Origin of the sequence: Bradyrhizobium sp. CCH5-F6, assembly GCF_001556045.1 — a bacterium.
In the GTDB taxonomy this organism is placed as follows: domain Bacteria; phylum Pseudomonadota; class Alphaproteobacteria; order Rhizobiales; family Xanthobacteraceae; genus Bradyrhizobium.
The window spans coordinates 137,404-147,989 of record NZ_LSIC01000059.1; the positions used below are offsets into that span (position 1 = coordinate 137,404).

Below are 10,586 nucleotides of genomic sequence, written 5' to 3' on the forward strand. Positions count from 1 at the left end.
TCACGCGAACCGGTAGCCACTTCGCTCGAAAACGCTCTGCCTCGGCTTGCATGAAGGCCCGTAATCATTAAATTGGGGCCTGAAATCAAGCCCTTCCGCCGATATCGAGATCAGCCCCGAAAAGACCTGACACGCATGAGCTACGTCGAAGCCACCGATACCTCCCTGCGCAAGACCGGACAGATCAAGCTGCATGGGCCGGGCGCCTTTGCCGGCATGCGCAAGGCGGGCGCGCTGGTGGCAAAATGCCTCGACGAGCTCACGGACATCGTCGGGCCTGGCGTAGCGACCTCGAAGATCGACGAATTCGTCCGCGACTTCGCCTTCAGCCATGGCGCCTATCCGGCGACGCTGATGTATCGCGGCTACCGCTACTCGACCTGCACCTCGCTCAACCACGTGGTCTGCCACGGCATGCCCGGGGACCGCCCGCTGAAGGAAGGCGACATCGTCAACATCGACGTCACCTTCATCGTCGACGGCTGGTACGGCGATTCCAGCCGGATGTACGCGGTCGGCCCGATCGCGCGCAAGGCCGAGCGGCTGATCGAGGTCACCTATGAAGCGATGATGCGCGGCATCGCCGCTGTGAAGCCCGGCGCCACCACCGGCGACATCGGCCACGCCATCCAGAGCTTCGTCGAGCCGCAGGGCATGAGCGTGGTGCGCGATTTCTGCGGCCACGGTCTGGGCCGCATGTTCCACGACGAGCCGAACATCATCCATGTCGGCCGTCCCGGCGAGGGCGTGCAGCTCAAGCCCGGCATGTTCTTCACCATCGAGCCGATGATCAATCTCGGCAAGCCGCATGTGAAGATCCTCTCCGACGGCTGGACCGCGGTCACCCGCGACCGCTCGCTCTCCGCGCAGTTCGAGCATTCCGTCGGCGTCACCGCGACAGGCGTCGAGATCTTCACGCTGTCGGAGCGGCACGGCGAGAAGCAGATCGGATGATGCTTTTGCGCCGCGGCCCGGCATGTGCCGCAGCAGTCGCCGCAATTGACGGTTGCAAAAGCGGAGTTCCCCGGCGATGCTTGGCGCGCGATGCCCGCCAAGTCCGACCACGACAAGAGCAAGCCTGAGGACGCGCCGCACTATCACGGCCATCGCGAGCGGCTGCGCGAGCGATTCTACAGCGCCGGCGCGGATGCGCTCAGCGACTACGAGCTGTTGGAGATGGCGCTGTTTCCGGCGTTGCCGCGGCGCGACACCAAGCCGCTGGCGAAGACGCTGATCAAGACGTTCGGCTCCTTCGCCGAGGTCGTCCATGCCCCGGTGGCGCGACTGCGCGAGGTCGACGGCATCGGCGAGTCCGCGATCAACCAGCTGAAGCTGATCGCCGCGGCGGCGCATCGCGTCGCCAAGGGCGGCGTCAACAGCCGCAACGCGCTGTCGTCCTGGAACGAGGTGATCGAGTATTGCCGCACCAGCATGGCGTTTGCCGACAAGGAGCAATTCCGCCTGCTCTTCCTCGACAAGCGCAACCAGCTAATCGCCGACGAAGTGCAGCAGACCGGGACCGTCGACCACACCCCGGTCTATCCGCGCGAGGTGATCAAGCGCGCGCTGGAGCTGTCCGCCACCGCGCTGATCCTGGTGCATAACCACCCCTCAGGCGATCCATCGCCCTCGCAAGCCGACATCCAGATGACGAAGGCGATCATCGACATCGCCAAGCCGCTGGGAATTGCCGTGCATGATCACATCATCGTCGGCAAGAACGGGCACGCCAGCCTGCGCGGGATGCGGTTGATCTAAGGCGTGATGAGATCAGGTTTAATAGCTGCAGCGAAAGTGAGCTCCCTCTCCCGCTTGCGGGAGAGGGTTGGGGAGAGGGTGTTTCCGCAAAGGAACAATCCCCAAGAGGAGAAAGCCCTCTCCCGGCGCACGGGACGAAGCTTCGCTTCGCCCGGATGCGCCGACCTCTCCCGCAAGCGGGAGAGGTGAACGAGCCGCGGCAAGCGATTCAACCTAAGCCCATTCCGCTTTAGGGCAAGATCAGAACACCCTGTTCCTGGCGACCTTCAGGTGCTCGTCTGCGGCCTTGATACCGCTCAATGCCTTGAGCGTTAATGCGGTCGGCTGCGGCTTCCACTCGGAAACAAACTTTTCGCCCCTCTCGAGTTCTGGCTTGGACAACAGGGAAGCCATCTCGTTCACGTTCTTTGCCGGCGCCAGCTGCGAGAGCTTGAAATACGCATACGACAGAGACAGATCTCTCGGCGTTCCCTTCCCTGCGGAATAGGCGCGGGACAGGTTGAAGAGGGAGGCAGGATGCCCCTGATCGCCGGCCATCCTCCACCATTTCAGCGCTTCTTCCGAATCTCCTCGTCTGTCATACAGAAGAGCGACGTCGTGCTGCGCACGCGCATAGCCGGCCTTGGCGGAAACGAGCTTGTACTTCAATGCTTGATCCGGGTCGGTTGCGACGATGCCGACGCCTTGCCCGTCATAGTAACAACCGAGCTTGTAGGCTCCCAGCGGATCGTTGGCGGCGGCCGACTTCTGAAACCACTCGAACGCCTGGCTGCGGTCCTGCTGCGTGCCGATGCCGTTATTGTACATCATGCCGACATGGTATTGCGCCTCGGCGTCCCCTCGATTGGCCAAGGCCACCATCGCATTGAAGGTGCGGGTGTCATTCGCATTGGCGGGCATCGCGAAAAACAGAAGGCACGAAAAAGCCAGGGCAACGAGTTTCATGTCAAAGCCCGCACGAGTTTGAACCATTCCGTCTTGGTCGCTCAACGCGCAAGAAAAGTTCGAAGATCGGCAAAACTTCGAAAGGCGTAAGCCGCCTGCGGCGGCCCTGCCGGAAACGCCGGGGGCTGTGGCCAAACGCCGGGTGAGGGCTCTTCCTTCCCAGGGATTGTCCCATTGCGGAAATACCTCTCCCGACCCGCTCCGGCAAGCGGGGGAGGAAGTGCACCTCCGTTGTAGATATCAAAGTCGATCTTGTTACACTTTAGAGCTCAAACGACGGCGATCGGTCATCTTCGCGGCGGCCATCGCGGACCGGCAGTTTCACCGAACGGATTGCCATCCCTTCGGAGTCCAGCGCAGCAGCGCGCCCGAAAGCGGCTTCGGCGTACGCGCCATGACGTTTCGGACAAACGTACGCAGCGCGTCGAGCGCGGCGCTGCTGTCCTCGCCCGAATAGAGCACGAGATCGGGCGTCGGAGCCGCCACGATCAGGACGCCACCCTGGGCTTGCGCGAGCGGTGCCCAGCTGTCGATCAGCGCAAGCCGGCTGGTCGCGTAGTAATCGCCCTTCAACGTGCCGAACTGCCCCGGCACGGCCGGCTTTGCAGCGGACATGAGCGGCTTCAAACTTTTGCGTAGGTTGGCAATGGCAATGTCGAAGACCTGGTCCGACGTCAAGCCGAGCGCAGCACGGTGCTTGTCATTGAAGATCCTGACCGAGCGTGGCGAGTCGAGCACCGGGACGATCACCAGCCCATCCGCGAGCGGCCGCGTCGGGATGGTAGCGGCAGATTCGAACTCGCGAGACGCCTGCCGCATATAGTCGGTCGAGCGCACCACGATTCGGAGAGCCGCTTTGGTCGGAGGGTCCTTCACGTTGGCGGTCGTTGCGACGACCCCGCCGACATAAGTCTCGATCTCCCTGGCACAGCCGCTCGCGTTCGCCTTGCAGAAGGCGTAGACGCGATCGAGGTTGGCTTGCAAGGAGCCGACCGAGAGCGTCAGAGGGCCCTTGATCACGACTTGCGGGTTACGAACCACGGCCTGTATCCGCGCCGCCACGAAGGCCGTGAACGCAGGCTCGTCGGCCGGAATCTGTTGCGCAGAAGCAAGGCCGGCGGCGAGGAGCGAGCCGACGACAAGCGCAGCGGTCAGCCACCGGTACATGCGAGAGCGGACGCACATACGCCCTGCATCTCGGGCCTGTTGCGCCGAGGGCCGGCACGTCGCGACAACCATGCTTGCATCGCCCTCAGACCGAGGGGCCTCTTGCCAGCGCAAAGGAAAGCACGATCGCATCCGGCGTCTGCTTGAATTCCCTGGTAACCGTCTCGCGCACGAGGCCGGCGAGATCGCCCAACGGCTTGGTTTGATAAAGGCCCGGAAACATGACCGTCACCGATGCGAGACGGCCGTTGCGCCAGTTGAAACCGACCTGCGGCCTTACGCCGGTCGACCGCTCGAGATCGCCCTCCACGGCCCTTGCGTGCTGCATTCCGTCTTTTAGTGCGCCAACGGCATCGCAGCCGGACAGGGCAATGGCGAGGAAGATGATGACGACCGCTCTGAACATCGGAAGGACTTCAAAAAATCATTCTCTACGTTGGATTGTGGCAACAGTATCATGCAACACTTCATGCAGGCCACAGAAAAGACGTGGCGGCGCCCCAGCTGCCGCATGGTCATCAAGGCGGCTGGCGGACCGTCGGACCTGCCTGTCGCGCACGATGACAGCCCGATCCAGCATTGCACGGCTTCGGCGGCATCGGCGGGCGTCGCGTTGAAGCAGCATCCGGCGCCAAGCGATGGACGAGGTTGATCACCTTTTCGAACAGCACGAGGCGCTGCTTCGGCTCGCGCAGGCGCAGGGCCTCGATGTGATCGCCGGGCTGCTTACTGGCGCAGCATGATCAGGGGATCGGCGGTGTCGGGGACGCGGCGCCATTGCGCGTTGTCGTCGGCCTCGAACTGCCAGGCCTCGCCTGATTTCGACATCAGGATGATCTGGCCGCGCTCGAGCCGCCATTGCGTCGGGTTGAACTGCGCGATCGCCGCATCGCATCTCGGCTTGAGGAAGACCTGGAAGTTGTCCGGGCCCGCCTCGGTGTTGGTCAGCGTAAGCCCGCACACCGGCTGGCCGTTGCCGCGCACCATCGACCAGTCGCCGATCATCTGGTCCATCGACTTCGCCATCGAACGCGCGGCGGCGAGGTCCTGGAGGATGTAGACGCCCTCGCCCTGGCGCAGGCCCTCGAAGATGCCGGCCTCGACCTCGGTGAAGTCGATCACGGCATCGCCGGCTGCGTCCTGCAGGCGGACGATGTCGAGGCCCCTGACGTTCCAGGCGACGATGTCCTTCGTGAAAGGCAGCGCGGTCTTGCAGGCGGGCTCGAGCTCCAGCTTGAAACCCTGGCCCGCGGCGTCGGCCTTGAGCGTGACGACGCAGGTCTTGCTGCGCTCGGTGGTCGAGAGCTCCCATTGCCCCGGCATCGATTTCTTCAGGGCCGTCGCATCCTGCGCATGCGCAGCGCCGATCGCGGCCAAGCAGGCCGCGACGGCGCCGATCGCGGCCAGGCAGGCCGCGACGGCGGATGCAACGACCCGAAGAGCTCCCATCAGCGCCCCCTGAACGGCGTTTCCGCAACCGGTGTCAGCGGCGCCTTGCCGGCGAACCAGGCCTTGAGATTGTCGACCACGAGCTGGTCCATCGCGTTCCGCGTCACCACAGAGGCCGAGCCGATATGCGGCAGCAGCACGACGTTCTGCATGGTCTTGAGCTCGTCCGGCACGCTCGGTTCGGCCGCGAACACGTCGAGGCCGGCGGCGAGGATGGTGCCTGATTTCAGCGCCTGGATCAGCGCCGGCTCATCGACCACCGAGCCGCGCGCCACGTTGATCAGAACGCCGCGCGGGCCGAGCGCCTTCAGCACCTCGGCATTGATCATCTTGTTCGTAGCCGCACCGCCGGGCACGATCACCATCAGCGTATCCACCGCCTTCGCCATCTCGATCAGATCGGGATAGTGCTTGTACGAGACGTCCTTGGACGGATTGCGCGAGTGATAGACCACGGGCACCAGCGAGGCATCGAGCCGGCGCGCGATGGCCTGGCCGATGCGGCCCATGCCGACGATGCCGACCTTGCGGTCGCGCAGCGAGCCGACGCTGAGCGGATAGTTCTGCGTCTGCCATAGCCCGGAGCGGACGTAGCGGTCGGCCTTGATGAACTCGCGCAGGGTGGCGATCAACAGACCCATCGCGACGTCGGCGACCTCCTCGGTCAGCACGTCCGGCGTGTTGGTGACGATGATGTCGTGCTCGGCAGCGTATTTGGCATCGATGTGGTCGTAGCCGACGCCGAAGCTCGCCACCATCTCGAGCTTGGGCAATTGCGACAGTGAATCCCTGTCCGCGCGCACGGTGTGATAGGTCACGGCGGCGCCGCGGATCTTCTCGCGGACCGCCGGCGTCAGGCGCTCGAGATCGCCGCGCGTCTCGGCCTTGTGCACGACGAAATGGTCGGAGAATCCGTTCTCGAGGATCGGCCGCACCGGCCCATAGATCAGAAGGTCGATCTTTTCGGACGAAATCGAACCGGCAGCCATCAGTTTTCCTTTCCAAGCGCGCTCTCGTGCCAGCGCCGTAAAACGAGGTGCGAAACTAGCGCCAGCACCCCATAGATGACAATCCCGGCGAGCGACAACAGAAACAGCGCGGCGAACATGCGGGGTATGTTCAAGCGATAGCCCGACTCGGCGATCCTGTAGGCGAGCCCGGAGCCGGCGCCGGCTGTTCCCGCCGCGATCTCGGCCACGACCGCACCGATCAGCGACAAGCCGCCGGCAATGCGCAGGCCGCCGAGAATGTAGGGCAGCGCCGAAGGCAGCTTGAGAAAGCGCAGCGTCTGCGGCTTTGATGCGCCATAGAGCTGGAACAGGCCGGCGAGATTGCGATCGACCGAATTGAGCCCGAGCGTGGTGTTGGACAGCACCGGGAAAAAGGCGACGATGAAGGCGCAAGCGACGACCGCGGTCTGCTGCTCCAGATAGATCAGCAGCAATGGCGCGATCGCGATCACCGGCGTCACCTGGAGGACGACGGCATAGGGGAACAGCGAGAATTCGACCCATTTCGACTGGTTGAACAGCAGCGCCAGCGCGATGCCGCCGATGCTCGCCGCGACGAACCCCTCGAGCGTGGTCAACAGCGTCGTTGCGAGCGATTGCGACAGAACCGTCCAGTCCTTGATCAGGGTCAGGATGATCACGGACGGCGCCGGCAGCACATAAGGGGGGATGCCCTTGCGACGGACCACCAGTTCCCAGACGATCAGGCCGACGGCGAAGACGACGACCGGAAGCAGCAGGCGCATCGCGCGTTGCGCCGCTGGCGGCCTGGAAACGATCGCGGGTTGGGCGTTCATAGCAGCGGCTGTCCCGAATAAGACGGCGCAAGCGCGCCGGAGACCTTGCGACAATAGTCGCCATAGGCCGTCGAGGTGCGAAACTCTTCGCCGCGCGGCTCGACCGTCTCGATGCGGATGTCGGCCTGGATTCGGCCCGGCCGTGCCGTCATCACCACGACGCGCTGCGACAGATAGACGGATTCGAACACCGAATGGGTGACGAAGATGACGGTCTTGCCGAGCCTGCGCCACAGCGCCAGCAGATCGTTGTTGAGGCGGAAGCGCGTGATCTCGTCGAGCGCGGCGAACGGCTCGTCCATCAGCAGGATGTCGGGATCGGTGACGAGCGCGCGCGCCAGCGACACCCGCATCTTCATGCCGCCGGAGAGCTCGCGCGGAAAGGCATCGGCGAAATCGGCGAGCCCGACGCTGGCCAGCGCCGCGTCGGCACGTGCGCGCGCCTCCGTTTTCGGCACGCCTGCGAGCCTCAAGGGCAGCCGCACATTCTCGCGCACGCTGGCCCAGGGCATCAGGGTCGGTTCCTGAAACACGAAGCCGATGCCGTGGCCGGGTTGCGGGACGCCCTCGCGGCGCGCCACCCGCACGATTCCGGAAGACGGCGTGCTGAGTCCTGCGATCAGGCGCAGCGCAGTGGACTTGCCGCAACCGGACGGGCCCAGCAGCGAGATGAACTCGCCTTTGCGGACAGCGAGGTCGAGCGGCCCGAGCGCCATGACGCCGGTGTCATAAGTCTTCGTCACGCCGCGCAGGCGGACGGCAAGATGCGTCAGGCCGGCGTCGACGGCGGGCGAGGTGTTGCGCTCTACCATTGATCGATGACTGCGGCGTTTCGGGCGCCCTTCACCTCTCCCCAACGGGGAGAGGTCGGCGCGCAGCGCCGGGTGAGGGGGATGAGGGCCCACGAGGGAGCGCAACCCCTCACCCGCATCGCATCTGGCGATGCGATGCGACCTCTCCCTTCGGGAGAGGTGTAGGACGCCGGGCCACCTTCGCCGAATCGCAGCATGCGTTACGGCTTGTTCGGGCGCAGCTCGACGCCGACGCCCTTGTTGACGAAGCGCAGCGTATAGGACTTGCGGAAGTCGAGATCCGCCTTCACGACGCCCGCCTTCACCATCTTGTTGAAGAAGGAAGCATAGCGCTCGTCGCTCATCGCGCCGATGCCGTTCTTCACGCTGTCGCCGGAATCGACGATGCCGTGCTCCTTCATCTTGGCGACGGAATAGGTGAGCAGGTCGTCGGTCATTTCCGGATTGAGCTTCTTGATCAGGGCATTGCCGGCGGAATTGTCGCGATAGATGTAGTTGTACCAGCCGATCATGGAGGCATCGACGAAGCGCTGCACCAGATCGGGCTTCTTCGCGACGATGTCGCGGCGGGTCTCGATCAGCGTCGAATAGGTGTTGAAGCCGTAATCGGCGAGCAGCAGCACGTTCGGCTTGAAGCCGGCAGCCTTCTCCACCGCGAAAGGCTCGGAGGTGACATAGCCCTGCATCGCGCTCTTGGGATTGGCGATGAAGGGCTGCGGATTGAAGTTGTAGGGACGGACGTTCTTCTCGCTGAAACCGTATTCGGACTTCAGCCACTGGAAATAACTGCCCATGCCCTCCTTGGAGACGAACAGCGTCAGCGGCTTGAGATCCTCGATCTTCGTGACCTTGGCGTCGGGCTGCGTCAGCATCACCTGCGGATCCTTCTGGAAGATCGCGGCGATGGTGATGACGGGAACGTTGTTGGCGACGGCGTCGAACGACATCAGCGTGTTCGCGGCCATGAAGAAATCGATCTTGCCGGCGATCAACAGCATGCGGTTGTTCTCGTTGGGACCGCCGGGGACGATGGTGACGTCGAGCCCGTATTTCCTGTAGGTGCCGTCGGCGACCGCCTGGAAGAAGCCGCCATGCTCGGCCTCGGCGACCCAATTGGTGCCGAAGGTGACCTTGTCGAGCGTTTCGGCCTGCGCCGGCGCAAGAGAGGCGAAAGCGGCCATCAGGCCCGCGATGAACGCTCGTCGCAGATGAGAGGGGGTCATGATGGCACTCCGTCGATCGCTTCCAGCCCAATCGCGTCTGGCTCATATCGAGCCAACGCGATAAAACCGCATGACATTCGGGACGCGAGCCGGCCTGGCATCCCAGGGACGCAAATTACGTGACAAATTCGGGCAAAGAAACCTCCAAAGAAAATTCGATGGTGCCGTCGCGCGACTGGACCGAGATCCGCGGGGCCGATGCTGCCGCTGCCGACGTGACGCGCTGGATCGCGGTGCTGCCGCTGGCGGCGACCGAGCAGCACGGCCCGCATCTGCCGCTCACGACGGACGTGCTGATCGCGGACGCCTATCTGAAGCGCGTGCGCGAGCTGTTGCCCGCGGACGTTCCGGCCAGTTTCCTCCCCGTCGAGCCGATCGGGATTTCCACCGAGCATATCGACTATCCGGGCACACAGACGCTGCCGACCGAGCTGGCGCTGAAGAAATGGACCGGGATCGGCGAAGACGTTGCACGCCGCGGCGTGAAGAAGCTCGTCATCGTCACCAGCCACGGCGGCAACAGTGCGGCCATGATGCTGGTGGCGCAGGATCTTCGCGCGCACCACAAGCTGTTCGTGGTGACGACATCGTGGTCGCGGCTTTCGGGCGCGGACCGATTGTTCCCGGCCGAGGAAGTGCGCCACGGCATTCATGGCGGCGCGGTCGAGACCTCGATCATGCTGGCGCGCTATCCCGACCAAGTGCGCAATGATGCGATCACGAATTTTCCCGCGAGCAGCATCGCGATGGAGAAGGAATATCGCTGGCTGTCGACGCAGCGGCCCGCGCCGTTCGCCTGGCAGGCGCAGGATCTCAACCCGAGCGGCGCGGTCGGCAATGCGACGCTGGCGCGCCCTGAGAAGGGCGAGCAGTTGCTCGATCAGGGCGCGGCGGCGTTCTGCGAGCTGCTGGCCGAAGTCGATAACTTCGACGTGAACAGGCTCGCCAAGGGGCCTCTGGGCTAGCTTCCATCCTCCTGGAATCGTTCAGGAAAAGGGCCCGCTTCACAGGCTGGCTTGCCGCTTTCGAACCGGACGCGAGGAGCGCCCGTCCAACTGGGCACGCGGGCCACAACGGACCGCCTCAACCCGGATGGAGTTTCACATGTCGATCAAGACCAAGATTGCCGCCGCAGCGCTCGCCGCCCTCGCCGTCACCGGCAGCATCGTGTCCACCACCTCGCAGGCCGAAGCCAAGCAGCCCGGCTGGGTCTGGGGTGTCGGCGCCGGCATCGCCACCGCCGCCGTCGTCGGCTCCGCGATCGCCGCCACGAACGACCCCTATTATCACGGCTATCACCGCTGCGGCTGGGTCGCCCAGTACAACGCCTTCGGCCAGTACGTCGGCCGCGTTCGTACCTGCTATTGATTTGAGTATCTGAGGCCGATCTCTCGTGGATCCCGCGTCCGACACGGGCGCCTCATC

General features: G+C 64.1%; 12 protein-coding genes. 4 read left to right on the forward strand and 8 right to left on the reverse strand.

From position 1 onward, the window contains the following. The first annotated feature begins 135 nt into the window (after positions 1-135). Both map and radC read left to right on the forward strand, forming a co-directional pair. A complete protein-coding gene (map, locus tag AX729_RS11080) occupies positions 136-954 on the forward strand; it encodes a type I methionyl aminopeptidase (protein ID WP_061022854.1) in 819 nt (272 codons plus the stop codon). 90 nt (positions 955-1,044) lie between these two features. Beyond that, positions 1,045-1,758, forward strand: coding sequence for a RadC family protein (gene radC, locus AX729_RS11085; protein WP_061022913.1), 714 nt, complete (start codon positions 1,045-1,047; stop codon positions 1,756-1,758). 240 nt (positions 1,759-1,998) lie between these two features. On the opposite strand, the gene AX729_RS11090 is transcribed toward radC, so the two are convergent. From AX729_RS11090 to AX729_RS11125, 8 genes are all read right to left on the reverse strand, one after another. Next, positions 1,999-2,703, reverse strand: coding sequence for a tetratricopeptide repeat protein (locus tag AX729_RS11090; RefSeq protein WP_061022856.1), 705 nt, complete (start codon positions 2,701-2,703; stop codon positions 1,999-2,001). 321 nt (positions 2,704-3,024) lie between these two features. Beyond that, entirely contained in the window at positions 3,025-3,888 is an 864-nt protein-coding gene (locus tag AX729_RS11095; RefSeq protein WP_245325127.1) for a DUF1444 domain-containing protein, read from the reverse strand. Positions 3,889-3,955: 67 nt separating this feature from the next. Further along, positions 3,956-4,276, reverse strand: a complete 321-nt coding sequence (locus AX729_RS11100; RefSeq protein WP_061022857.1) for a hypothetical protein — start codon at positions 4,274-4,276, stop codon at positions 3,956-3,958. A gap of 320 nt (positions 4,277-4,596) precedes the next feature. Next, positions 4,597-5,319: an AprI/Inh family metalloprotease inhibitor gene (locus tag AX729_RS11105; protein WP_061022859.1), complete on the reverse strand. Its 723-nt coding sequence runs from the start codon at positions 5,317-5,319 to the stop codon at positions 4,597-4,599. Further along, complete coding sequence (locus AX729_RS11110; RefSeq protein WP_061022861.1) at positions 5,319-6,308, reverse strand: 2-hydroxyacid dehydrogenase; 990 nt, start codon at positions 6,306-6,308, stop codon at positions 5,319-5,321. The genes AX729_RS11105 and AX729_RS11110 overlap by 1 nt, the downstream gene beginning before the upstream one ends. Next, positions 6,308-7,126: an ABC transporter permease gene (locus AX729_RS11115; protein ID WP_061022862.1), complete on the reverse strand. Its 819-nt coding sequence runs from the start codon at positions 7,124-7,126 to the stop codon at positions 6,308-6,310. The genes AX729_RS11110 and AX729_RS11115 overlap by 1 nt, the downstream gene beginning before the upstream one ends. After that, positions 7,123-7,938, reverse strand: coding sequence for an ABC transporter ATP-binding protein (locus AX729_RS11120; protein WP_061022864.1), 816 nt, complete (start codon positions 7,936-7,938; stop codon positions 7,123-7,125). Before AX729_RS11120 ends, AX729_RS11115 begins: the two co-directional genes overlap by 4 nt. Positions 7,939-8,138: 200 nt before the next feature. Continuing rightward, positions 8,139-9,161, reverse strand: coding sequence for an ABC transporter substrate-binding protein (locus AX729_RS11125; protein ID WP_061022866.1), 1,023 nt, complete (start codon positions 9,159-9,161; stop codon positions 8,139-8,141). Positions 9,162-9,319: 158 nt separating this feature from the next. Here AX729_RS11125 and AX729_RS11130 point away from each other — a divergent pair, with 158 nt between their 5' ends. Both AX729_RS11130 and AX729_RS11135 read left to right on the forward strand, forming a co-directional pair. Then, positions 9,320-10,126 (forward strand): creatininase family protein, encoded by an 807-nt coding sequence (locus AX729_RS11130; protein WP_061022869.1) that lies wholly within the window; start codon positions 9,320-9,322, stop codon positions 10,124-10,126. A gap of 139 nt (positions 10,127-10,265) precedes the next feature. After that, positions 10,266-10,529, forward strand: coding sequence for a hypothetical protein (locus tag AX729_RS11135; protein WP_061022871.1), 264 nt, complete (start codon positions 10,266-10,268; stop codon positions 10,527-10,529). The last annotated feature ends 57 nt before the right edge of the window (positions 10,530-10,586 follow it).

Excerpts from the sequence above, each read along its gene's own strand:
- AX729_RS11115 (WP_061022862.1), bottom strand. The coding sequence starts at position 7,126 with ATGAACGCCCAACCCGCGATCGTTTCCAGGCCGCCAGCGGCGCAACGC.
- AX729_RS11110 (WP_061022861.1), bottom strand. The coding sequence starts at position 6,308 with ATGGCTGCCGGTTCGATTTCGTCCGAAAAGATCGACCTTCTGATCTAT.
- AX729_RS11095 (WP_245325127.1), bottom strand. The coding sequence starts at position 3,888 with ATGTGCGTCCGCTCTCGCATGTACCGGTGGCTGACCGCTGCGCTTGTC.
- AX729_RS11125 (WP_061022866.1), bottom strand. The coding sequence starts at position 9,161 with ATGACCCCCTCTCATCTGCGACGAGCGTTCATCGCGGGCCTGATGGCC.
- AX729_RS11120 (WP_061022864.1), bottom strand. The coding sequence starts at position 7,938 with ATGGTAGAGCGCAACACCTCGCCCGCCGTCGACGCCGGCCTGACGCAT.
- AX729_RS11100 (WP_061022857.1), bottom strand. The coding sequence starts at position 4,276 with ATGTTCAGAGCGGTCGTCATCATCTTCCTCGCCATTGCCCTGTCCGGC.
- AX729_RS11105 (WP_061022859.1), bottom strand. The coding sequence starts at position 5,319 with ATGGGAGCTCTTCGGGTCGTTGCATCCGCCGTCGCGGCCTGCCTGGCC.
- AX729_RS11135 (WP_061022871.1), top strand. The coding sequence starts at position 10,266 with ATGTCGATCAAGACCAAGATTGCCGCCGCAGCGCTCGCCGCCCTCGCC.
- AX729_RS11090 (WP_061022856.1), bottom strand. The coding sequence starts at position 2,703 with ATGAAACTCGTTGCCCTGGCTTTTTCGTGCCTTCTGTTTTTCGCGATG.
- radC (WP_061022913.1), top strand. The coding sequence starts at position 1,045 with ATGCCCGCCAAGTCCGACCACGACAAGAGCAAGCCTGAGGACGCGCCG.
- map (WP_061022854.1), top strand. The coding sequence starts at position 136 with ATGAGCTACGTCGAAGCCACCGATACCTCCCTGCGCAAGACCGGACAG.
- AX729_RS11130 (WP_061022869.1), top strand. The coding sequence starts at position 9,320 with ATGGTGCCGTCGCGCGACTGGACCGAGATCCGCGGGGCCGATGCTGCC.